Origin of the sequence: Colwellia demingiae (assembly GCF_007954275.1) — a bacterium.
GTDB classification, from domain to species: Bacteria; Pseudomonadota; Gammaproteobacteria; order Enterobacterales; family Alteromonadaceae; genus Colwellia; species Colwellia demingiae.
Genome location: NZ_VOLT01000007.1, coordinates 77526 through 101458, shown reverse-complemented (window position 1 = coordinate 101458; position 23933 = coordinate 77526). Strand labels below are relative to the sequence as shown.

Here is a 23933-nt window from a genome sequence, read left to right as displayed (position 1 = left end):
ATATTTAGGAATTGGCTTATGCAGTTAGCGAAACACTTAGCCCAAGGGTGGTTAGTGTATTTAAGCCAACAACAAGATGCAATAACGGTGAGTGAAAATGACTCTTATCGTTGGATGGCATTTAGTGATGTAGTGCAAAGTGTTATGCACAAACGTAAACCTTGGCAATTAACCTTACCGCATCAAATAGCTCTGCTATTACCACTGCTATTTTTTAAACCGACTCGTATCATTGAACTATGGTTAGGTGGCGGAAATCTTACTCGGTTTTTACAGCATTTATCGCCAGATATAATGTTAACCACTGTTGATCACAGTCAGGAGGTTATTAACAGTTTTACTCAATACTTCAACCCTGAACAAGCGGAACTTGATATTGTTTGTGCTGATGGCATGACTTGGTTAGCGCAGCAGAATGCTAACGATATTGACTGGATTATTTGTGATGTTTACCAATCTCAAGAATTTGGTTTTGATTGCATCGTAAATCAACTTGAAGTGTTAACAAATAAATTAGATTCACAATCATGTTTATCAATTAACTTACCTGATATTAGTGATAGCGATATTAATTTATGCTTAACGATATTACAGCAGTTACAACCAAGTCATCATATTACCTATTTTGATATTCCTAATTATCTTAATATTGTCATCCATCTAACACCTAAGAATTGGCAACTTCACCGGTTAATAAAGCGTAATAAGCAGAGTTACCTTGCTTCAAATACTATGCAACGTTGGCGAAAATTTTGGCCTCATGGCAAACAACTCAATTAGAGACTGTTGACAATTTAACTTCAGCCACTTCTGTTTCACTTTGCTAACGTGTGCTTGTTAGGACAAAGCTTACTAAATTTCAGGCAATAAAAAAGGATGCCGAAGCATCCTTTCATCAAAAAATAATTAAAGACTAATTATTTTCTATTTTCTCGCTGCGTCTTTAGCTATTTTAGCCGCTTTAACTTCAGCAATTACTGTTTCAGCTACGTTATTAGGACAAGGCATGTAGTGAGAGAATTCCATAGAGAATTGACCACGACCTGATGTCATTGTACGTAACGTTCCGATGTAACCGAACATTTCTGAAAGAGGTACGTCAGCTTTAATACGAACACCAGAAACACCCGCGTCTTGACCTCCGATCATGCCACGACGACGGTTTAAATCACCAATAACATCACCAACGTGATCATCAGGCGTAAACACATCAACTTTCATGATAGGTTCGATTAACTGGGCACCAGCTTTTGGAATTGATTGACGGAAAGCACCACGAGCAGCGAGTTCAAATGCAACAGCAGATGAATCGACAGCATGGAAACCACCATCGTATAATTCAATTTCAACGTCAAGTACAGGGAAACCAGCAAGAACACCAGTATCCATCATGCCTTTAAAGCCTTTCTCGATTGCCGGGAAGAATTCTTTAGGAACATTACCACCAACAACAACAGAGCTGAATACGAAACCAGAACCAGGTTCGCCGGGCTTGATACGGTAATCAATTTTACCGAACTGACCAGAACCACCAGATTGTTTCTTATGTGTGTAAGAATCTTCAATTGCAGTTGTGATTGTTTCACGGTATGCAACTTGTGGCTTACCAACTTGTAATTCAACACCGTAGGTACGTTTTAGAATATCTACTTTGATATCTAGGTGAAGTTCACCCATACCAGATAAAATCGTTTCACCTGAATCTTGATCAGTTTCAACTTTAAAAGTTGGATCTTCTGCAACCATTTTACCGATAGCAAGACCCATTTTCTCAGTTGAACCTTTATCTTTTGGTGTTACAGAGATTGAAATTACAGGCTTAGGGAATACCATAGCTTCTAGGACGATTGGGTTCTTAGGATCACATAATGTGTGACCTGTTTGAACGTTACTTTTCATACCAACAATTGCGATGATATCACCAGCTTGTGCTGAAGTAAGTTCGTTACGGTCATCGGCTTGCATTTCACACATACGCCCAACACGCTCAGTTTTACCTGTAGCAGCATTAAGAATTGTATCGCCTTTCTTCAATGTACCTGAATAGATACGTACGAAAGTTAATGTACCAAAACGGTCATCAGTGATTTTGAATGCTAATGCTTTGAATGTTTCATCTGCAGAAACGATTGCGTATTCACCATTAGGCTCACCTTCTTCATCAGTAAGTGGTTGTGGATCAACATCTGTAGGTGAAGGCAAGTAATCAACAACAGCATCAAGAATTAATTGAATACCTTTGTTTTTAAATGCAGATGCACCGTAAGTTGGGAAGAAAGTCATATCACGAGTACCAGCACGGATACACGCTTTGATTTGTTCTGTAGTAGGAACCATTTCCCCTTCTAAGAACTCCATTAACATGTCTTCATCAACTTCTAAAGCTGTTTCAATTAACTTCAAACGGTACTCAGCAGCTTGCTCTACCATGTCAGCTGGAATATCAGTAACTTCATAGTTTTCTGGAAGACCTGTGTCATCCCAGATGTAAGCTTTTTCGCTAAGAAGATCAACAACACCAACAAAATCATCTTCTACACCAATTGGCAAAGTCATAATAAGTGGGTTAGCACCTAAAACATCTTTAACTTGCTTACAAACACGGTAGAAATCAGCGCCTAAACGGTCAAGTTTGTTAATCATGATGATACGAGCAACTTCTGAGTCGTTCGCGTAACGCCAGTTAGTTTCTGATTGTGGTTCAACACCACCAGAGCCACAGAATACACCAACACCACCATCAAGTACTTTTAGTGAACGGTAAACTTCAACAGTGAAATCAACGTGACCAGGAGTATCGATAACGTTGAAACGATGATCGTTCCAAAAACAACTTACCGCAGCAGACTGGATGGTAATACCGCGCTCAGCTTCCTGTTCCATGAAATCAGTTGTTGACTCACCGTCATGTACTTCACCAGTTTTGTGGATCTGACCGGTTAATTTAAGGATACGTTCAGTTGTTGTGGTTTTACCAGCATCAACGTGAGCGAAGATACCAATGTTTCTGTATTTGGATAAATCTGCCATTACATTACTCTATTTAGTTTAAGGTCTATCCCGCTTTTAGTACCTATATATAGGCAGCATAAAAAGCAGAATTGTTGAAAATTTGCGCGCGAGTATACCATTAACAAAAGCAAATCCATAGAAAATTGATAAATAAATTATTAGTACAACTTGGTTTATTAGTCATAAATTAGGTTTCTGCTTATATATAGCAAAGGAATAGTCTAAAAAATTTTTATCGGTAAATTGTGATTTTAGAGAGAGATGAAAATTCTATCCAATTGTAACCGGCAGAAATTTATTAAATGAACAGTAGTTCAACGATACATAAACACACCTACTATATAAGTAATGGCTTTTTATATAGTTGATTAGTCAGATTGCCCTTTCATCACTAATATGGAATACGTGACAAAATTATCGAACTTATATCCCACACGACTTTGCTAATGTTTAAGTCCTTACTTAACGCTACTCTATTATAGATAAGCACTTTATCCTTTTTACATGCCAAACGCATGAGCTTGGCACAAAGCTAGCTTCCAAGGTATTGTTGGTTGCCAACCTAGCTTTGTTAAAATTAAAATAACTCTGCTTTATATAGGCCTACTGAATTAAAGACCGACAACGCCCTGTTTGGTCTATTTTATTTACCCTTCAAATCTTATTTGTCTCCCTCCATATGCCTATTATTGGCAAGTTTCTGCTAATAAAAGTAACAATTCTATAATCAGCTATAAATAACTTGCACACGACAAGCTTTCTTGTATAATACGCGCTCGCATTCAGCCAAATTGAGTGTGTTATGCTAAAGACTATTACTAAAACTATCATTGTTAAGTAAAGCTTATAGCACTAAATGAATAAGAATTAAGTTTCTATTCGTTTCACAGCAGCTCTAATTTTGAGTTGAATGTTTATTAGTTAATACACCCCCTTCCGGCACACAAGGAAGCAGAGGGATGTATTTTTTTGTTCTTTAAAAAAGGGGATTTGTCTTCATGTCAAATCAAAGAATTCGCATTCGTTTGAAAGCGTTCGATCATCGTTTGATTGATCAATCTACAGCAGAAATCGTTGATACTGCAAAACGTACTGGCGCACAGGTTCGTGGTCCAATTCCACTTCCTACTCGCAAAGAACGTTACACTATCTTGACTTCTCCACACGTTAACAAAGATGCGCGAGATCAGTACGAAATTCGTACTCATAAACGCATGATTGATATCGTTGAGCCAACTGAAAAGACTGTAGACGCATTAATGCGTTTAGATCTTGCAGCTGGTGTTGATGTTCAAATCAGCTTGGGCTAAGGGGAGTTTTAACAATGACTATAGGTCTAGTTGGACGTAAAGTGGGTATGACTCGTGTCTTCACAGAAGATGGTGTTTCTACCCCTGTTACTGTTATCGAAGTTGAAGCAAACCGTGTTGCTCAGGTTAAAACTGTAGACAACGATGGTTATTCAGCACTACAAGTTACTACGGGCAAGCGTAAAGCAAGCCGTGTAACTAAACCTGCTGCTGGACATTTCGCTAAAGCAGGAATAGAAGCAGGCCGCGGCTTGTGGGAATTCCGTTTAAACGAAAATGAAGGTAGTGACATCGAAGCTGGCAGTGAAATCACTGTTGAAGTATTCAATGACACTAAATTAGTAGACGTTACTGGTACATCGAAAGGTAAAGGTTTCCAAGGCGGTATTAAACGCTGGAACTTTACTATGCAACATGCAACGCATGGTGTTTCGTTATCACATAGATCTAACGGTTCGTTAGGTCAATGTCAAACACCAGGTCGTGTATTTAAAGGCAAAAAAATGTCTGGTCATATGGGTGCTGTGCGTTGTACTACACAAAACCTTGAATTGGTTCGCGTCGATGCTGAACGTAACTTGTTGCTTATTAAAGGCGCAGTTCCGGGTGCTATCAACGGCAACGTAATCATCAAACCAGCTGTTAAAGCTTAGTCCAGGAGATTTTATGATGGAATTATCATTAAAAGACGCATCTGGTGCTCTTGAAGTATCTGAAGCAACTTTTGGACGTGAGTTTAATGAAGCGTTAGTACACCAAGTAGTAGTTGCATATGCAGCTGGTGCTCGTCAAGGTACTCGTGCTCAGAAAACTCGTTCAGAAGTTAGCGGCGGTGGTGCAAAACCATGGCGTCAAAAAGGTACTGGCCGTGCACGTGCCGGTACTACCCGTGGTCCAATCTGGCGTACAGGTGGCGTAACATTCGCTGCTAAACCTCAGGATCACAGCCAAAAAGTTAACCGTAAAATGTATCGTGGTGCTATTGCTAGCATCCTATCTGAACTAGTTCGTCAAGATCGTCTAGTTGTGGTAGAGAACTTTTCGGTAGAAACACCTAAAACTAAAGAATTAGTTGCTAAGCTTAAAGGCTTAGAGCTTAAAGACGTATTGATTGTAACGAAAGAAGTTGACGAGAACTTGTTCTTATCAGCACGCAACTTATATAAAGTTGACGTTCGTGACGTTGCAGCAATCGACCCTGTAAGCTTAGTTGGTTTCGAAAAAGTTTTAATCACTGCTGATGCAGTTAAAGAAATTGAGGGGATTTTAGCATGATAAACGAAGAACGTTTGTTGAAAGTGCTTTTAGCACCGAATATCTCTGAAAAAGCAACTACTGCTGCTGAAGCAAACAACACTGTTGTTTTCAAAGTAGCTACAGATGCAACTAAAGCTGAAATTAAAGCGGCAGTTGAGAAACTTTTTGAAGTTACAGTTGAAGGTGTTAATACACTTAATGTTAAGGGTAAAGTAAAACGTACCGGTGCTCGTTTTGGTCGTCGTAACGACTGGAAAAAAGCCTACGTTACTCTTGCAGAAGGTAGTGACATCGACTTCGTTGGCGCGGAATCATAAGGAGCAGTTAAAATGGCTATAGTAAAATGTAAACCTACTTCTCCGGGTCGTCGTCACCTAGTTAAAGTGGTAAACAAAGAGCTTCATACAGGTAAGCCTTATGCACCATTATTAGACACTAAGTCTAAGTCTGGTGGTCGTAACAATAATGGTCGCATTACGGTTCGTCACATTGGTGGTGGTCATAAGCAACATTATCGTATAGTTGATTTTAAACGTCTTAAAGATGGCATTCCAGCCAAAGTTGAACGTTTAGAATACGATCCAAACCGAAGCGCTAACATTGCATTAGTTTTGTATGCAGATGGTGAACGTCGTTACATCTTAGCCCCTAAAGGCTTATCAGCTGGTGATACTATCCTGTCTGGTGTTGGTGCTCCGATCAAACCTGGTAATACAATGCCACTACGTAACATACCGTTAGGTAGTGTTATTCACGCAATCGAACTTAAGCCAGGCAAAGGTGCTCAAATCGCACGTGCAGCCGGAACTTACGCACAATTAGTTGCGAAAGATGGTGCTTACGTTACTTTACGTCTTCGCTCTGGCGAAATGCGTAAAGTCGAAACAGATTGTCGTGCTACTTTAGGTGAAATCGGCAATTCTGAACACATGCTTCGCTCTTTGGGTAAAGCTGGTGCTTCAAGATGGCGCGGTGTTCGCCCAACTGTTCGTGGTGTTGCCATGAACCCAGTTGATCACCCACATGGTGGTGGTGAAGGTAAAACATCTGGCGGTCGTCACCCGGTATCCCCTTGGGGCGTACCAACTAAGGGTTACAAGACTCGTTCGAACAAGCGTACTGATAAATTTATCGTACGTCGTCGTACTAAGTAATTAGTACATTTAATTAATATTCTGATTGCTGAACTTAGCTTGCTAAGTTCACATGAAGAATTGAATATATAAGGATTCACCATGCCACGTTCCCTCAAGAAAGGTCCATTTATTGACCTACACTTGTTGACGAAGGTAGAGAAAGCGGTGGAAAGCGGGAATAAAAAGCCAATTAAAACTTGGTCCCGTCGTTCAATGATCATTCCAACAATGATCGGATTGACCATCGCTGTCCATAATGGCCGTCAACACGTTCCTGTATTTGTAACCGAAGAAATGATCGGTCACAAATTAGGCGAATTTGCACCAACTCGTACTTATCGCGGTCATGTCGCTGATAAGAAAGCGAAGAAATAAGGGGAAGTTACATGCAAGCTATTGCTATACATAAATTTGCCCGCGGTTCTGCTCAAAAAGCGCGTTTAGTTGCGGATCAAATCCGTGGCGTTAATGTAGAGAAAGCACTTGAAATTCTAACTTTCAGCAACAAAAAAGCTGCTGAATTAGTTAAAAAAGTACTTAACTCTGCTATCGCGAATGCCGAGCATAACGAAGGTGCAGATATTGATGAATTATTCGTTAAAACAATTTTGATTGACGATGGTCCAACAATGAAACGTATTATGCCACGTGCGAAAGGCCGAGCCGATCGCATCATCAAGCGCACTAGTCACATCACTGTGATTGTGTCTGATTCTTAGGAGTATATTAGTATGGGTCAAAAAGTTAATCCTACCGGTATTCGCTTAGGTATCACGAAACCTTTCGCGTCTACTTGGTTTGCAAGCAACAAAGATTTTGCTAGCAACTTAGACGGCGATCATAAGGTTCGCGAATTTTTAAAAGAAAAGCTTAAGCGTGCATCACTTTCTAAAGTGGTAATCGAACGTCCAGCTAAATCTATCCGCGTAACAATTCACACGGCTCGTCCAGGTGTTGTTATCGGTAAGAAAGGCGAAGATGTTGAGAAACTACGCTTAGCCGTTTCTAAAATTGCTGGTGTTCCTGCTCAAATCAACATCGCTGAAGTACGTAAGCCAGAAATGGATGCGCAGCTTGTTGCAGACAGCATTGCTAGTCAACTTGAACGTCGTGTTATGTTCCGTCGCGCTATGAAGCGTGCCGTGCAAAATGCAATGCGTTTAGGCGCGAAAGGCATCAAAGTACAAGTTAGTGGTCGCTTAGGCGGCGCTGATATCGCACGTGCTGAATGGTATCGTGAAGGTCGTGTACCTTTACATACATTACGTGCTGATATTGACTACGCAATTGCGCGTGGCAACACTACTTATGGTGTTATTGGTATCAAAGTTTGGATCTTTAAAGGCGAAATTATTGGCAACATGCCATTACAAGCAGAGCAACCAGCTGCTAAGCCTAAAAGAAAGAACAACCGCAAAGCGAAGTAGAGGAATAAGTAATGTTACAACCAAAACGTACTAAATTCCGTAAGCAATTTAAACTACGTAACCGTGGCCTAGCTCACGTAGGTAGTTCAGTTAGCTTCGGTACTTTCGGTTTGAAATCAATGGAACGTGGTCGTATGACTGCACGCCAAATTGAAGCCGCTCGTCGTGCCATGACTCGTCATGTGAAACGTCAAGGTAAAATCTGGATACGCGTATTCCCTGATAAGCCAATTACTAAAAAACCTCTTGAGGTTCGTATGGGTAAAGGTAAGGGTTCAGTTGAGTATTGGGTTTGCCAAATTCTTCCAGGTCGTGTTCTTTATGAAATGGAAGGTGTTTCTGAAGAAATCGCGCGTGAAGCTTTTGCTTTAGCCGCTTCTAAACTACCATTCAAAACCACCTTCGTAACTAGGACGGCATTGTAATGAAAGTTAGTGAACTTAAAGCAAAAAGCATTGAAGAGCTAAATGCTGAATTACTAGAACTTCTTCGCGAGCAGTTTAACTACCGCATGCAAGCAAGCACTGGTCAATTAGCACAAACTCATTTGCTAAGAATCGTACGTCGCAATATCGCGCGCGTTAAGACTATCATCACTGAAAAGGCAGGTAAGTAATGAGCGAAACTAAAATCCGCACACTACAAGGCGTTGTTGTCAGTAACAAAATGGATAAGTCTATCGTTGTTTTGATTGAGCGTCGTGTTAAGCACCCTATGTACGGTAAATACATGACGCGTTCAACTAAGTTGAAAGCACATGATGAAACTAACGTATGTAACGAAGGTGACTTAGTAACTATTACTGAAGTTGCGCCAATTTCTAAGTCTAAAAACTGGAAATTAGTTGACGTAATTACTAAAGCTTAATTCTTTATAAATTAATATTTATACTTAATTAACTTTATTATAGTTAGCAAAAGGACCTTAACATTTATTTGTTAAGGTCTTTTTTTATGTGCTAAATATATCGACATAATTTCTAAGTCTGCTCATAAAGACAAGTGGAAATTAGTTGACGTAATTACTAAAGCTTAATTTTTTATAAATTCATATTTATATTTAATTAACTTTGTATAGTTAGCAAAAAGACCTTAACATTTATTTGTTAAGGTCTTTTTTTATGTGCGCAATTAAAGTAGGCATTAACGGTATTATTTAATTTAAAATCATTGTGTTGTGCTTTTATTACCCTAGTGTAAACTGATCTAAAAGTTATTATTTTACCGTTTATTATCCCTAGAACTGTTAAGAGGCATACATTTTTGCATACACTTTATCCGGAAATTGAGCCATTCTCTCAACAGTATCTCGAGGTAAGTCCTCTTCATCAGCTCTATATTGAACAGTGCGGTAACGAACAAGGAATTCCTGTTGTTTTTTTACATGGTGGACCAGGTTCAGGTTGCCGAGAACAACATCGATGTTATTTTGACTCCGCAATTTATCATATTATTTTATTTGATCAACGAGGCTGTGGACGCTCCAAACCACAAGGTGAGTTAACCGAAAACAACACCTTAACACTAGTGGAAGATATCAATGCTATTCGTAAACACCTTGGTATTGGCCAATGGTTAGTCTTTGGTGGTTCTTGGGGAGCTACTTTAGGTTTAGCGTATGCAGAGCAGTACCCTGAACAAGTATTAGGCATGATTTTACGGGGAGTTTTTTTGGGTCGTGCACAAGATATTGACTGGGTATATAGTAATAAAGGCGCTGCTCAAATATATCCGGATGCATGGCAAGGTTTAGTTGATAACCTCCCTATTGAGCAGCAACAAAAACCACTAAAAGCCATTTACCAACGGTTAATTAGTAGCGATGAACAGATAAGTCGAAATGCTTATAATCGTTTACAGCAATGGGAGTCGGCAATATTAAATATTCAACCAGGTATCCCTGCGAGTAAAGGCGGTACAATCAATATCAACCCATCAATAATTCAACTTCATTACTCAATAAACCATTGTTTCATTGAGAAAAACCCTATTCTTGAACAAATAACCCAAGTCAGTGCTATTCCGATGAAAATTATACAAGGTCGGTATGATTTTGTTTGCCCAGTAGAGCAAGCATGGCAATTGGCATACCATTGCCCACAAGCTGAATTAACAGTAATTGATATGGCTGGTCATATCGCGAACGAACCATTGATGGTCAACGCATTAATTGAGGCCACACGTAGCTTTTCTAAACAGTTTTTGAGTCATTATTAGCAAATACCCTCCTATATATTAATAATGTTCGTTCTAAAGTATGATTTCTTTCAAGTGCCTGCCGATCTATATTGATCTAGCAACTAACTTACAATAATGAGGATTGACTATGTGGACTAAACCAAAGTTTGAAGAAATGCGTTTAGGTTTTGAAGTAACACTTTATATAAGCAACAGATAAAGCCTTTTGAGAAATAATACCCGTTTTTTAGATAGGTATACGATTACCCTCGGTAAATTATCCCTCTGAGGGTCTTTTTCATAATGTTTTAAGGAATTTATGCAAATTTTAATTCTTGGTTCTGCTGCTGGTGGTGGTTTTCCACAGTGGAACTGTCATTGTGCTAATTGTAAAGGATTACGAGCAGGAACAATAAAAGCTACACCGCGTACTCAATCGTCTATCGCTGTCAGTCCTGACGGTAAAAATTGGGCGTTAATTAATGCTTCACCCGATATTCGTCAGCAAATAAATCAATCCCCACAATTATGGCCTGAGCAAGGTGCACGGGGTACCAATATTCGTGGCGCAATTCTAACCGATAGCCAAATTGATCACACCACAGGCTTAATCACCTTACGTGAAGGTTTACCCCTTGATGTTTATTGTTCTCATGTTGTCTATGAAGATTTAACCTCAGCATACCCTTTATTTAATATGCTTGAACATTGGCATGGCGGCCTAGCGTTTAAACCTATTGGCTATGAGCAAAGTGATGCTTTTAACGTTGAGGGTGTTGCAGATATCGAGTTCGTTCCCGTGACTATAGAGTCAAATGCGCCTCCTTACTCTAAATATCGTGACAAAGTCGTTTCAGGTAATAATATCGGACTAAAAATTGTAGATAAAACAAGCGGAAAGTACCTTTTTTATTTACCGGGTATAGTAGAAAGCACACCTGAAGTTGAAGAAATATTGGCTGATGCTAGCTGCGTATTAATTGATGGCACACTCTGGCTTGATGATGAAATGATCGCACAAGGCGTTGGTACTAAATTGGGATCTCAAATGGGCCATATGCCGGTAAATGGTGATTTTGGTACTGTCGCATTACTCAATAAGTTTGATATCGAACGCAAGATTCTAATCCATATTAATAACACCAACCCCATTCTCAATGAAGAATCAGCACAACATCAGTTTGTTTTGGACAACGGTGTTGAAATAGCCGTAGATGGCATGGAAATAACAATATAATTGCCTTTAATGATCTGATAATAAATGCAATTGATATATACCCGTTCCACTTGAAGATGCAGGATTCAGCTGGAATTAGAAACGCCTTTAGGCAAGGCATTGATTGAAGAGAATGGTTGTTCCCTTCTCAAAATCAATAACGTAGCATAAAGCGTTTCTAAAACAGCCCTTTGGGGATGTCTGAGCAAATCATGCGCTTCGTTGCATCTATTTTTAAGGGAACAACCCTTAATAAAAAGAGGCGCCTTGATCATGAATCGCTCAGGCACCCTGAAACTCGCATCTTCAAGTGGAGCGGGTATAACACTTAATACTAAGAGGCGCTTTATTTATGCAACAACCGTGGTCAAGAGAGCAATTTGAAGAAATGCTGCGCGCTAAAGGGCAGCTTTATCATATTCATCACCCATTTCATATTGCCATGCATCAAGGTGAATGTAGTGTTGAGCAAATTCAGGGTTGGGTGGCAAACCGTTTTTATTACCAAGTCAATATTCCTATTAAAGATGCCGCCATATTAGCTAATTGCCATGATATGGAAACTCGTCGTTTATGGATCCAACGCATTTTAGATCACGATGGCAGTGTAGAGGACAAAACATTAGGTGGTATTGAAGCCTGGTTACAATTGGGCCAAGCGGTAGGATTAGATAGACAAGACTTACTTGATGAAAAATTTGTTTTACCCGGTGTACGATTCGCCGTAGATGCCTATGTAAACTTCGCTCGCCGTGCTAACTGGCAAGAGGCCGCCTGTTCATCACTGACGGAAATGTTTGCCCCTCAAATACATCAAAGCAGACTAGACAGTTGGCCAACGAATTATCCTTGGATTGAAACACAAGGCCTGCAGTATTTTCAAATGCGTTTGTCTCAAGCAAGACGCGATGTTAATCATGGCCTGCAAATAACATTAGATCACTTTACTACCCGTCAAGCACAAGACGAGGCATTAAATATTCTACAATTTAAATTAGATATTTTGTGGAGTATGCTTGACGCTATGACCCTAGCTTATCAACAGGACCGTGCTCCTTATCAGGGTTTAGTAGCTGAACCAACTTACCATAAGAGAATTTTCAAATGATCAATCAGTCCGTGCCGCCAAGTTTAAACGCGATGTTCCGACTGCAATGGGAACAAGCGCAAGATTGTTATGTATTATTATTTCCTGAGGGTATGGTTAAACTTAATGGTAGCGCTGGAGAAATAATGCAATTGGTTGATGGTCAAAATAAAATTGCTGACATTATCAACATATTAAATAAAAAATTTCCTGACGCTGGTGATTTAACTGACGATGTTCATGAGTTTTTAATTGCTGCTTATGATAAAAAATGGCTTTATTATGAATAATGAAACCCAAATAAAAGTTGGCCCTCCCCTCTGGCTGTTGGCTGAACTCACTTACGATTGTCCTTTGCATTGTCCTTATTGTTCTAACCCAACAGAACTTGGTGATACAAAAGATGAACTCAATACTGAGCAATGGCTTGATGTATTCACACAGGCACGCGCTATGGGCGCGGTGCAACTGGGCTTTTCCGGTGGCGAACCTTTGTTACGCAAAGACTTAGAAGAGATGGTTAAACACTCAAGAGAATTAGGTTTTTACACAAACTTGATTACCTCAGGCATTGGTTTAACCGAAAAACGTATTGCAAAGTTAAAAGTAGCGGGCTTAGATCATATCCAAATTAGTTTTCAAGGCGCAGATCCTGAAATGAACGATATTATCGCCGGACGTGGTAACGCCTTTGAACAAAAATTTAAAATGGCGCAGTCGGTTAAAGCACAGGGTTATCCAATGGTATTAAATTTTGTTATTTCAAAACAAAATATTAGCCAAGTTGAAGATATCATGCGCTTAAGCTGCCAATTAAATGCCGATTATGTTGAGCTTGCTACGGCGCAATATTATGGCTGGGCGTATGATAATCGAGATCATTTATTACCTTCACAACAACAACTGATAGACGCAGAGAAAATCGTCAATGAGTTCCGTGATAAACAGCAAGGTAAAGGGCCACAATTCATTTTTGTGACGCCTGATTATTTTGAAGTTCGTCCTAAGGCGTGTATGAATGGCTGGGGCAGTACCTTCTTAACCATAGCCCCAGATGGTAGTGCGCTACCGTGTCATAGTGCAAAAATGTTACCACTGAAATTCCCCAATGTGAAAGACAAATCTATCAGCGATATTTGGCAGCAAGATTTCTCTTTTAATCGTTTTCGTGGTGATAGCTGGATGCCACAACCTTGTCAAAGTTGTGATGAAAAAGAGAAAGATTTTGGTGGTTGTCGTTGCCAAGCCTTTATGATGACAGGCGATATGGATAAAACAGATCCTGTGTGCAGTAAATCACCCGATCATCATTTAATTCAAGAAGCGATTGAACGAGCAAAAAACCCGAAAAACCCGCTGTTAGAACGGGTAAATAAGCGCAGTATTAAAGACGCAGATATTGTTCAAATAAAGTTATGACCTCTTCTGGTCAAATTAAGCGTCACCCTAACGGGTTACAACATCAAAATATTAATGACAATCGAGGTTTTAGCGCATTAATTGTGGTTAACACGCCTGCGCTAGACGACAGTGGTGTTAGCCACGCAGTTGAACATTTGGTCTTTCGTCGAAGTAAGGCGTTTAATCACGCCGAATCTTTGTTTCAGCTTACTGCACTCACTGATTTATCCATTAACGCCTCCACTCACTACAATGTAACTTATTATCATTGTCATAGTCAGTGTCTGCAAACCTGTCTACTTGGCTTAAATTATTTATTTAATGGTTTATTAGCGCCCGAATTCGTAACACAAGATTTAGCGCACGAAATTTACCATGACGACTGTTATGGTGTGATTAATCGTGAGCTAACTCCCCAGCAAGGGCAAGCTAACCAACAACGTGTTATTGATCGTAGCGATACTTCTGCTCAACGATGTTATCAATACGGTGGTGATCTTGAACTAATCTCAACATTAACGCTGAGCGATATCACACGCTACCATGCTCAATATTATCAAGCTAAAAAAATGTACTTAGTTACCGGAAATATTGAGCCAACATTGATAGATTCTTTACTTGAATCTATCAATGATACAACCAAGAATGACGTACCTTATTGCCCTAAAGTCTTACCTAAAGCTTACTTTTTGGAAGATGAGCATTACGAAATCAATCACTTTGAGACCGATCACTTTGAGGCTAAGAAGCAGTTATTCCGGTGGTATATCGATGAGGAATTTTTCGCGTATTTCACCAATAATTATAAAAGCTTAAGTCACTTAATTGAAAGTTACGACGCCCTGCTAATATCACCACAATACAACCTAAATAATAAACAGCAGTTCGCCCTCGATATTATCGCGCCTATGCATTGCTCTGAAACTGTTTTGTCTCAAGCTTTGGCAAGCTTTCTTTTAAAAAACCCTGAAGATAAGAGCATTAGAAAGAAAGAAAAACCGAATAAGTTTTCCCCAGAAATTATTCGCTTATTTAATTACTACCAAAGACTAATACGAGACTTAGAATCGGATTTAGCTTCAAATTTAAATAAGGAACTAAATCAGGGCTTAAATCAGAACTTAACTAAAAAGCAATCGCTGTACTCGAATAAACAGACAACACTCGTTTTAGGGCACGGCTCAGTTTATCCACTGAAAAAACAACCGCTAATAAAACAACAGCAAACAAAAAAACCTATACCATTATTACCTGTTGCAAACCTTTTATTAATACAATTGTCACAACATTTAAGTGAGGGAAAACATCAGCAAAGTGAATATAAACACCGCCCCTTACCAGCAGTACTTTCACCTTTATTAATACAAGCTCAACAGCAATTAATACAGCACCAAGAGAAGATAGCGGAGGTGTTTGATCCAAACCACTGCCTCATACTGATTAATATTAACGATACAGAACAGAATCTAGCGATATTAACTAGCTTTATACTCAACGCATACCCGACCTTCATAGCCTCTCGTACTCAAGGTCATTGTTATGCCATTGCCAGCCAATACTTAATCGACAGTCATCATCTCGCCTTTTATAGCGCTTTTGATGTAGCTCCCTGTGTTAGGTTCTTAGCCATAAATGAGTCCCTAAAGAGCTTAAGTAAAGACCTACAGTTTATTGCTGCAACGTTACCTTTAGCAAAATCTAAACTGAAAAGTGTCGATCTTGATGATGTTACCGATAACTCAGTTGCTGAGTTTATATCGAAGCATATGCTCGCTAATGATGCTTAGCTTCCCTTAAAATATATACCCGTTACCATTCAAGATGCAGGTTTCAGAGTACTTAATCTATTTTAATTCAAGGCGCTGTGATGAAATAATGGTTGTTCAGGAGAATATGCTCCTGCATTCTCTAATAAGCTACATCCATGCAGCGTCATTATAAGTCACAGCAACGATGAAGTGATGTTGTTCAAGCGCTGCTATGATGGGTAAAGGGTATAGTCAATTGTTCCTAGTAATCCTATTTGAACCCCCTCGCCCATTAAGCTAAGATGGTTTTTTCAATCGTCAACTGAGTAATACAATGAAAACTATAGTATTTATAACCTCTTTTTTATGCCTTGCTAGCAGCACATTAACCTATGCAGCCCAAGACAATGCAAAATTAGTTAAAGCAGCGATGCCTGAGTTGATGACATTGTATAAAGATTTACATCAAACCCCTGAGCTCTCTAGCGTAGAATTTAACACCGCTAAAAAGTTAGCTAAAACTGCACGTGAGTTAGGTTTTGAAGTCACTGAGAAAGTGGGTGGTACGGGTGTCGTTGCAGTATTAAAAAATGGTAAAGGCCCAACCGTATTAATTCGTGCTGATATGGACGCTTTACCGGTAAAAGAGCAAACCGGATTAGCCTTTGCTTCCAAGGTTACCACCACCACTGAAGAAGGCCAACAAGCGCATGTCATGCATGCTTGTGCACATGATACCCATATGAGTAGCTGGGTTGGTGCAGCAAAGTTACTCAGTGAAAAAAAAGCGAACTGGTCTGGTACTTTAGTGATGATATTACAACCTGCTGAAGAACGTGGTCGTGGTGCAAAAGACATGATAGCCGATGGCTTATATAAGCGTTTCCCAAAACCTGACTATGCCTTAGCTTTTCATAATTCAGCCAGCTTAAAGGCCGGTGTTATTGGTTATACCCCAGGTTATACCTTTGCCAATGTTGATAGCGTGAATATTCTTGTTAAAGGGGTTGGTGGTCATGGTGCCTACCCGCACGCGACTAAAGATCCTATTGTATTAGGCGCACGCATTGTTGGTGCCTTACAAACATTAGTTAGTCGAGAATTAGACCCTCAAGACCCTGCAGTTGTCACAGTAGGTAGTTTTCAATCAGGTACTAAGCACAACATCATTTCTGATCAGGCATTGTTGCTGTTGACCGTACGTAGCTACTCTGATGAAACACGTCAAAAATTAATTGATGGCATCACCAGAATAGCTAAAGGTGAAGGCATTGCTATGGGTTTACCTGAAAAGTTACTACCGGTAGTTACCGTAAAAGATGAATATACCCCTGCGACATATAATGAGCCTGAATTCACTAATAAAATGGCTGGATTATTCACCGCTGAACTAGGTAAAGAGCGCGTTATTGAAGTACCAGCGGTAATGGCAGGAGAAGATTTTGGTCGTTATTATAGAGCAGATACCCGCATTAAAAGCATGATATTTTGGGTAGGTGGTGTACCTCATGATAAGTGGCAATCAGCCCAAGAAACAGGTGAAGGTTTACCATCACTTCATAGTCCATTTTGGGCGCCTGATGCTGAAAAGGTAATTGCTACCGCAACGCAAGCGATGAACAGCGCAGTGTTATCCATTTTGGCGAAATAAAGTAGAAGCTACAATAGAATTGGGCGACTAAATACCCTAATTAGTCGCCGATACTGCTTAATTTAAAAACCTTAAACAACTGACTTCACCACTTTAATATTCAAACTTTTAGCAATACGGTTTAAATTAGCGCGATCTGTAGATAGTCGCCTTGCCGCTGCAGCCCAATTACCCTCTTCTTCTTTGAGAATACGGCTAATTAATTGTTTTTGAAAACTCTCTGTTTCTACTTTTAAATTCAAGTTAACATGCTGTTCCGTAATTGATGAGAATCCACTTTCAGCGATAAGCTCTATCGGCAACTCTACGCCAACCGCGTTAAGTGTTCCGCAATCGACTTTATCGATTGATATTATCGCTTTATCACGCTGACGTGCTCGCGCCTTTAGGGTTGCCCTGCTAACCACATGTTCTAGTTCACGCACATTACCAGGCCAATTATATTGTGTTAAATGGACAACAGCTTGCTCCGTAATTTTTAGCTGAGGAATACCAAGCTTTCTCCTAGTTTGTTCAACAAAGTAACCTGCTAGTAACTGTACATCGCCAACTCTCTCATAAAGCCTAGGCACTCTAATGGGGTACACGCTTAATCTGTGGTACAAATCCGCACGAAAACGCCCTTCTCCCACTTCTTCTTTTAAGTCTCTATTGGTCGCGGCTACAATACGAACATCCACTTCTTCAACATTATCTTGACCAACCGGCTGAATTTCATTGCTCTGTATTGCCCTTAATATTTTACTCTGCGCACCAAAGGGCAATTCCCCTATTTCATCTAAAAATAATGTACCGCCATCAGCCAGCGAAAACTTACCGGCACGGTTTCTATCCGCGCCAGTAAAAGCACCTTTTACATGACCAAAAAGCTCACTTTCAATCAAATTTTCAGGTAACGCTGCGCAATTCACATAAACCATAGGACCATGTTGTCGTAGTGATTTTTGATGTAAAGTTCGGGCAACTAACTCTTTACCTACCCCTGTTTCACCATAGATTAAAATATTAAAATCAGAGGAAGCAACAATGTCTAACTCTTGTTTCAGTTGTAACATGATAGGACTCTCTCCAATGAGTTCACCACCATCACGTTTCCACGCTTCTTCAGTTAACTCAGCCACCACGCGCTGTGAATGATCAGCCCTACTTTCAAGTTGATCTAATAGAAAAGCCGTATTGAGTGTTGCTGCTGCAATGGCTGAAATGACCTCTAAAATGCGCACTTCAATGTCTTCAAAGTCATGCGGTGTAAGGCTATCAATCGTTAATAAGCCCAACAGTTTATCATCATAATACAGTGGCAAACCCATGCATGAATGCACAGGTAAATCACCCGCACGATCAATCAATAGCCCATCATAGGGATCGGGTAATGGTGAGTCAGCAGCAAATCGAATGGGTGATTTTGACTGGCAAAGTGCTAGGAATCTAGGATGTTCTTCGACATAAAAACGACGACCTAAGGTATCTCTACTTAACCCTTGTAAGGCGATAGGTTTGAGTACGTCACCATGAAAGGACAGTAATGCTACCGCATCACAGGTAATCGTTTTCCTAACCGTATCTAATAACCGATCAAATCTATCTTTGGTATTTAAACTCGTTGCAAGGTCGAGGGCTAGCTCAATAACTGCCGTTGATGATATTTTTTTCATATTTTTCCTGATGAAAAGCTAATTTAGAAATTTATCTTTAATTTTACGGCCACCTGATGAGATAAAATAACACAATAGAGTCATTATGACCACCAACTAACAGGGTCATAATGACTACATAAACACGTAATAAATCATTAACCCATTGTATATAAGGAACAAATAAACTTGGCACTTGCTTTGCAAGCACTAAAGTAAATAATAATCGATAAGAGTTCACTATGTATTCGCAATTTTTCATCGCTCCTCAACTGCCTAAAATAGAAAATGCGCTAGCTTTTCAAAAATGCTTAGTCATAGGTAATTATTTAATGTTGTTGTCTTTTATTATTGTGGTTACTTCTGTTTTTATTACTTTCGCTATTGACGATCACTTCACCATTTCAGCACAAGTATCTGCACATATTTCCACCATTGTTTTCGCTGGTTTACTCAAAATTGGCTATGTATTGCGCTGTATTGCTTTACATGGTTTCGGTCAAAGGAACTTTTAACATGTTACAAATTCAAGACTCAGAAAGCTCTCAATTAAATTATGATCATCAAGATACCAATGCACTTAATTATGTAGCACAACACCCAGTATTAGATTTACCCTTTAGAAGCTACTTTTTACTTGCCGTTGCTTGCTCTATGGTCGCACTAGGAATATGGGCTGCTTATTTTAATGGCTACTTCACTTTTGCGGAAAATGGCATTAGCCCGCTGGCTTGGCATATTCATGAAATGATTTTTGGTTTTGGTGCCACTGTTGCTGTCGGTTTTATACTTACCGCCGCACAAACATGGACAGGCCAACCAAGTATTAAGGGCTTACAAGTACTCGCTTTCATAGGGCTTTGGTTAATCGTTAGAGCGGCATTATTAATTAACTTACCTAGCACTATTATTTTGGCTATCGTCTTACAAGGCTTTTGGTGGCTAGGCTCTATTATTGTCTTTACTCGTTTAGTGCTAAAAAGTAGTAACCGACGAAATTACTTATTTATTCCGTTGTTATCGGCATTAATGTTACTCAATATCGCTTTACTACTGCTTGATTTTAATGGGTACCATGAATTAACCCGCCATATTGCTAGAACCAGTGTATTAATGTTTTGTCTGTTGATGGGAATTTTAGGTGGCCGCGTAATCCCCTTTTTTACCGTTTCAGGCGCTAAGCTTGATCCTATCAAAACGCCTAGTTGGCTTACGCCCTTATTAACAATCACGTCTATTTTAGGAGTATTAGCCTTTTTCAGTTCTGCTTTCATTGAATTACCCTTTAGTCCGGCAATATTAATGATAGCGTCCGGTCTACTTCACCTTATCAGACAAAGTTATTGGCGCAGCTTTGCTACCCGAAACATCGCTTTATTATGGTCATTACATTTCGCCAACTTTTCTTTAGGTTTGGGACTTATATTACTTGGATTAAGTTATTTTCAGGCGCAAAGCATTGAGTACTTTGGCTTATCAATCGCCTTTAGTGATGCACTGCACTTGATCACTATCGCTGCAATGGGCTTAATGATTTTTGCCATGATGTGCCGAGTATCTCTAGGGCATACAGGTAGAGCATTAATACCGAGTAAATTAGTTTCATGGGTATTTTTTCTGATTATCTTCTCAGCATTTACCCGAGCCATACTGCCAACGATTACGTCGCAACCATTACTTGCTTGGAATATTAGTGCACTAGCTTGGTTAATCGCAGGATTGTTTTTCTTAAAGGTTTACTTGCCTATTTTAACGGCTAAGAAAATTGAAAAATCCTTTAATCGTTAGAACAAAAGTAAAAAAGATAATCAAAAAAGATAATTTTAAAAAGTGCCTAGGTGATTTTACCTAGGACATATTTTTCATTTAAGTTTACCTAGGAGTAATCATGTTAACTGATAAGCACATCGATATTATAAAAAGTACTATTCCCCTGTTAGAAAACGCAGGACCTGCATTAACGGGCCATTTTTATCAACGGTTGTTCAGCCATAATCCTGAGCTTCAAGATATCTTCAACATGGCCAATCAACACTCAGGTAAACAACAAGTTGCTTTGTTTGAAGCCATTGCAGCCTACGCTAAAAATATTGAAAACCTCGCAGCGTTAACCACTGCTGTGGAGCGTATTGCACAAAAACATACCAGCTTTAATATCAAAGCACCGCACTACGCCGTTGTAGGGCATCACCTTATCGAAACGCTACGTGAATTAGCCAGTGAAGCTTTCACCGCTGATGTTGAAGAAGCGTGGACTGCTGCTTATCAGTTTTTAGCACAAATATTTATTAATCGAGAAGAAGAGCTATACCAACAGCGCGCTGAAACCTTGGGTGGTTGGCGTGACGCCAGAGCTTTTACGGTAATAGATAAAGTGGTTGAATCGAAACTCGTCACCAGCTTTATTTTTATGCCCGTTGATGACAAACCCGTTATTGGGTTTCAGCCAGGCCAATATTTGGGTATCGAAGTATCAGATCCAAGCAGAGAGTTTAAAGAAATTCGTCAATATTCTTTATCAACTAAAGCCAATGATCAAACCTATCGAATTTCAGTCAAGCGAGAAGTAAATACTGTAGATGGAATATCTGCTAAAGGCATAGTGTCTAATTATTTGCATGATGAAGTAAATATTGGTGATAACATCAATTTATACGCACCAGCAGGTGATTTTTTCTTTAATGACCGTCAAGCACCTGTTGTTCTACTTTCTGCTGGTGTAGGCATAACACCGATGCAAGCCATATTAGAAACACTAGCACAGCGAAGTTATAGTCATCCTGTTCAGTACCTACACGCCTGTGAAAATAGCGAACAGCATTCATTTGATCAAAGAACAACAGAGTTGGTCAACCAAAATAATTGGCAACAACATATTTGGTATCGAGCTGAAGATGTTTCGCAGGAACACATACAGCAAGGCATGATGGATTTTACTAAAATAGATTTACCTATTGAACAAGGTGACTTTTATCTTTGTGGACCAATCCCATTTATGCAATTTGCCAAGCAGCAATTACTGACATTAGGTGTAGCAGCAAGCAATATTCATTATGAAGTATTCGGTCCTCATGCTGACTTATAAATAATTCATTAGTTATTTATTAGTAAATGACTTAAATAACCAGTACTAATACCAAACGGATTAGTACTGGTACTTAATGCTAATAATTCCCGCTAATAATTATTACTAATTACAAGGCTAAACCGAAAAGCCGCAGATAACGCCTAGTTCAATATATTTCTTAAGGCAATGATCTATCGACATGTTGGCATCTACAGTCTGAGCACTTTCAATAGCGGCTTCAAAATCATGACCATTTTCAATTGACTGTAAAAACGCAAACTCACTCGCAACTACCGTCATCATTTCAGTTTTTAATCCCTGTCGAAATAGCACGATAAAAGTGTCACTATCACCATCAAGGGATAACTCAATATTTTCAGGTGTATTCACTTGGTTCATCAACCAAATTTTATCAACAGGCATAGTCGAAGACATTATTGATAGTGAAGGGCTCAATAAAAACGTTATTGTCTCTGATGAAGCAACTTCTGCCAAGCGAGCCCAATCAAAATAACTATTATCATTCGCTAATGAACTTTGATGAAAACGCCATTCCAGTTGAGCAACATCTTCAAGATATGATAAATGCCTGACCTGCTCAAATTCAGCTAAAAATGATGAAAAAGATTCGCCATAGTCGTCCATATTGCCTGATGTTGGCCAGTGCTTAACAATATACTGTTCGCACATGACTTGAAAAAAATCCTTACCGACTAATTTTTCAATCACTGGATAACTAAGGCTCAAAGAATTAGTGATATTGGCGATGGCACTATTTTGATAAATGCTCATCAGTCCTTGAGCAGAAATCAACTGGGTATCAAGGTCATTAGCCATTAAAGTATTCTCAGGAGTTAACTGGCCCGATAAACAATCACGGATAAAGTTAGTTTGTAGCTCAGCGAGTTTAGTCATAATCAACTCTGCCCATTAACTGTATTAGCTATCAGGTTCGATTTTTCAATACTTGCAACCTTGGTAATAATCGCTTCAGCTTTGCTTTTTTCATCTAACAGCACGGCGAGATCAGGAATATTAGTGTCCCATTCAATCAAGGTTGGTAAGGCGCCAAATCGCTTAATTGCTTGTTCATATAGCCGCCAAACATCATCACAAACCCTATCACCATGAGTATCTATATAGAGTTCTTTACCCTCAATCATCTCGGTGCTAAAACCGGCTAAATGTATTTCCTTCACCGCAGTGAGCGGAATATTATTTAAATAGGTTAAGCAGTCAAAGTTATGGTTATGTGCACTGACATAAATGTTATTTACATCGAGTAATAACCCACAGCCAGTATCTTCAGCCAATGAAGATAGAAACTGCCACTCAGTTATCGGGGAGTCTACATAAGTTAAATAACTTGAAGGGTTCTCTATTAATATCTGCCTTTGTAAAACATCTTGCGCGCGTTTAATATTGTTAGCAACAATAGCAAAGGCTTCTTCAGTGAGCGGGATAGGTAATAAGTCGGGTAAGTAATGTCCGCTCTGTGATGCGCTCCAAGAAAGATGATCTGAGATCAATCCTGGCTGTAACCAATCAACAGTACTTTTAATGTTTTGAAGGTGTTGTTCACGAACAGGGCAGTTAATTGCTGCTGAGCCCAAAGACATGCCAACACAATGGGCAGAGATAGGGTAATCTTGGCGGATCTGAGCCAGATATTTTGACGAGGTACTTGCCTGACTAAAAAAATTTTCCGTATGAACCTCTAACCAAGGAACATCTGGTTTATGGTTAATAAACTCTTGGAAGTGCTGATGTTTCAGTGACACCCCCACGCCTTGAATACTTTGCATGATTA

At 39.4% G+C, this 23933-nt stretch carries 28 protein-coding genes; 23 read left to right on the top strand and 5 right to left on the bottom strand.

The window, feature by feature from the left end:
- The first annotated feature begins 18 nt into the window (after positions 1-18).
- Complete coding sequence (locus ESZ36_RS14365) at positions 19-780, top strand: class I SAM-dependent methyltransferase (protein WP_146789149.1); 762 nt, start codon at positions 19-21, stop codon at positions 778-780.
- A 144-nt stretch (positions 781-924) separates the two neighbouring features.
- Here ESZ36_RS14365 and fusA read toward each other — a convergent pair whose 3' ends face one another.
- Positions 925-3030, bottom strand: coding sequence for an elongation factor G (gene fusA, locus ESZ36_RS14360; protein ID WP_146789148.1), 2106 nt, complete (start codon positions 3028-3030; stop codon positions 925-927).
- A 980-nt stretch (positions 3031-4010) separates the two neighbouring features.
- Between fusA and rpsJ the strand changes: the two genes are divergently transcribed.
- The 19 genes from rpsJ (at position 4011) to ESZ36_RS14260 (ending at position 17422) form a co-directional block, all read left to right on the top strand.
- Positions 4011-4322: a 30S ribosomal protein S10 gene (gene rpsJ / locus ESZ36_RS14355; protein ID WP_011041723.1), complete on the top strand. Its 312-nt coding sequence runs from the start codon at positions 4011-4013 to the stop codon at positions 4320-4322.
- A 14-nt stretch (positions 4323-4336) separates the two neighbouring features.
- Complete coding sequence (rplC, locus tag ESZ36_RS14350; RefSeq protein WP_011041722.1) at positions 4337-4975, top strand: 50S ribosomal protein L3; 639 nt, start codon at positions 4337-4339, stop codon at positions 4973-4975.
- Between the two features lie 16 nt (positions 4976-4991).
- Positions 4992-5597: a 50S ribosomal protein L4 gene (rplD, locus tag ESZ36_RS14345; RefSeq protein WP_146789430.1), complete on the top strand. Its 606-nt coding sequence runs from the start codon at positions 4992-4994 to the stop codon at positions 5595-5597.
- On the top strand, positions 5594-5896 hold the full coding sequence (gene rplW / locus ESZ36_RS14340; RefSeq protein ID WP_011041720.1) for a 50S ribosomal protein L23: 303 nt from the start codon (positions 5594-5596) through the stop codon (positions 5894-5896). The genes rplD and rplW overlap by 4 nt, the downstream gene beginning before the upstream one ends.
- Positions 5897-5908: 12 nt before the next feature.
- Positions 5909-6733: a 50S ribosomal protein L2 gene (gene rplB, locus ESZ36_RS14335; RefSeq protein ID WP_146789147.1), complete on the top strand. Its 825-nt coding sequence runs from the start codon at positions 5909-5911 to the stop codon at positions 6731-6733.
- 81 nt (positions 6734-6814) lie between these two features.
- Positions 6815-7090, top strand: a complete 276-nt coding sequence (gene rpsS, locus ESZ36_RS14330; protein WP_011041718.1) for a 30S ribosomal protein S19 — start codon at positions 6815-6817, stop codon at positions 7088-7090.
- An 11-nt stretch (positions 7091-7101) separates the two neighbouring features.
- A complete protein-coding gene (rplV, locus tag ESZ36_RS14325; RefSeq protein ID WP_011041717.1) occupies positions 7102-7434 on the top strand; it encodes a 50S ribosomal protein L22 in 333 nt (110 codons plus the stop codon).
- A gap of 12 nt (positions 7435-7446) precedes the next feature.
- Positions 7447-8142 carry a 30S ribosomal protein S3 gene (gene rpsC, locus ESZ36_RS14320; RefSeq protein WP_146789145.1) on the top strand — a complete coding sequence of 232 codons (696 nt, stop codon included), beginning with the start codon at positions 7447-7449 and terminating at the stop codon, positions 8140-8142.
- Between the two features lie 11 nt (positions 8143-8153).
- Positions 8154-8567: a 50S ribosomal protein L16 gene (gene rplP / locus ESZ36_RS14315; protein ID WP_011041715.1), complete on the top strand. Its 414-nt coding sequence runs from the start codon at positions 8154-8156 to the stop codon at positions 8565-8567.
- On the top strand, positions 8567-8758 hold the full coding sequence (gene rpmC, locus ESZ36_RS14310; RefSeq protein ID WP_011041714.1) for a 50S ribosomal protein L29: 192 nt from the start codon (positions 8567-8569) through the stop codon (positions 8756-8758). Before rplP ends, rpmC begins: the two co-directional genes overlap by 1 nt.
- Complete coding sequence (gene rpsQ / locus ESZ36_RS14305) at positions 8758-9009, top strand: 30S ribosomal protein S17 (protein ID WP_011041713.1); 252 nt, start codon at positions 8758-8760, stop codon at positions 9007-9009. The genes rpmC and rpsQ overlap by 1 nt, the downstream gene beginning before the upstream one ends.
- A 395-nt stretch (positions 9010-9404) precedes the next feature.
- Entirely contained in the window at positions 9405-10358 is a 954-nt protein-coding gene (gene pip, locus ESZ36_RS14300; protein ID WP_146789143.1) for a prolyl aminopeptidase, read from the top strand.
- Positions 10359-10467: 109 nt separating this feature from the next.
- A complete protein-coding gene (gene pqqA / locus ESZ36_RS23080) occupies positions 10468-10539 on the top strand; it encodes a pyrroloquinoline quinone precursor peptide PqqA (RefSeq protein WP_011041711.1) in 72 nt (23 codons plus the stop codon).
- Between the two features lie 99 nt (positions 10540-10638).
- Entirely contained in the window at positions 10639-11556 is a 918-nt protein-coding gene (gene pqqB / locus ESZ36_RS14290) for a pyrroloquinoline quinone biosynthesis protein PqqB (protein ID WP_146789141.1), read from the top strand.
- 331 nt (positions 11557-11887) lie between these two features.
- Positions 11888-12643, top strand: coding sequence for a pyrroloquinoline-quinone synthase PqqC (gene pqqC / locus ESZ36_RS14280; protein WP_146789139.1), 756 nt, complete (start codon positions 11888-11890; stop codon positions 12641-12643).
- Positions 12640-12912 (top strand): pyrroloquinoline quinone biosynthesis peptide chaperone PqqD, encoded by a 273-nt coding sequence (pqqD, locus tag ESZ36_RS14275; RefSeq protein ID WP_146789137.1) that lies wholly within the window; start codon positions 12640-12642, stop codon positions 12910-12912. The genes pqqC and pqqD overlap by 4 nt, the downstream gene beginning before the upstream one ends.
- Entirely contained in the window at positions 12905-14041 is a 1137-nt protein-coding gene (pqqE, locus tag ESZ36_RS14270) for a pyrroloquinoline quinone biosynthesis protein PqqE (RefSeq protein ID WP_146789135.1), read from the top strand. The genes pqqD and pqqE overlap by 8 nt, the downstream gene beginning before the upstream one ends.
- Positions 14038-15810, top strand: a complete 1773-nt coding sequence (locus ESZ36_RS14265; protein WP_146789133.1) for an insulinase family protein — start codon at positions 14038-14040, stop codon at positions 15808-15810. Before pqqE ends, ESZ36_RS14265 begins: the two co-directional genes overlap by 4 nt.
- A 295-nt stretch (positions 15811-16105) precedes the next feature.
- Entirely contained in the window at positions 16106-17422 is a 1317-nt protein-coding gene (locus ESZ36_RS14260) for an amidohydrolase (RefSeq protein ID WP_146789131.1), read from the top strand.
- A gap of 71 nt (positions 17423-17493) precedes the next feature.
- Here ESZ36_RS14260 and norR read toward each other — a convergent pair whose 3' ends face one another.
- Positions 17494-19077, bottom strand: coding sequence for a nitric oxide reductase transcriptional regulator NorR (gene norR / locus ESZ36_RS14255; protein ID WP_146789129.1), 1584 nt, complete (start codon positions 19075-19077; stop codon positions 17494-17496).
- Between the two features lie 43 nt (positions 19078-19120).
- Positions 19121-19297 carry a hypothetical protein gene (locus tag ESZ36_RS22555; RefSeq protein WP_170235853.1) on the bottom strand — a complete coding sequence of 59 codons (177 nt, stop codon included), beginning with the start codon at positions 19295-19297 and terminating at the stop codon, positions 19121-19123.
- 1 nt (position 19298) lies between these two features.
- Between ESZ36_RS22555 and ESZ36_RS14250 the strand changes: the two genes are divergently transcribed.
- The 3 genes from ESZ36_RS14250 (at position 19299) to hmpA (ending at position 22141) form a co-directional block, all read left to right on the top strand.
- Positions 19299-19571: a hypothetical protein gene (locus tag ESZ36_RS14250; protein ID WP_146789127.1), complete on the top strand. Its 273-nt coding sequence runs from the start codon at positions 19299-19301 to the stop codon at positions 19569-19571.
- A gap of 1 nt (position 19572) precedes the next feature.
- Positions 19573-20844: an NnrS family protein gene (locus ESZ36_RS14245; RefSeq protein ID WP_146789125.1), complete on the top strand. Its 1272-nt coding sequence runs from the start codon at positions 19573-19575 to the stop codon at positions 20842-20844.
- 100 nt (positions 20845-20944) lie between these two features.
- On the top strand, positions 20945-22141 hold the full coding sequence (gene hmpA, locus ESZ36_RS14240; RefSeq protein ID WP_146789123.1) for an NO-inducible flavohemoprotein: 1197 nt from the start codon (positions 20945-20947) through the stop codon (positions 22139-22141).
- Positions 22142-22258: 117 nt separating this feature from the next.
- Here hmpA and ESZ36_RS14235 read toward each other — a convergent pair whose 3' ends face one another.
- A complete protein-coding gene (locus ESZ36_RS14235) occupies positions 22259-23038 on the bottom strand; it encodes an HvfC/BufC N-terminal domain-containing protein (RefSeq protein WP_146789121.1) in 780 nt (259 codons plus the stop codon).
- Positions 23039-23040: 2 nt separating this feature from the next.
- Positions 23041-23928, bottom strand: a complete 888-nt coding sequence (gene bufB, locus ESZ36_RS14230) for an MNIO family bufferin maturase (protein WP_146789119.1) — start codon at positions 23926-23928, stop codon at positions 23041-23043.
- Between the last annotated feature and the right edge of the window lie 5 nt (positions 23929-23933).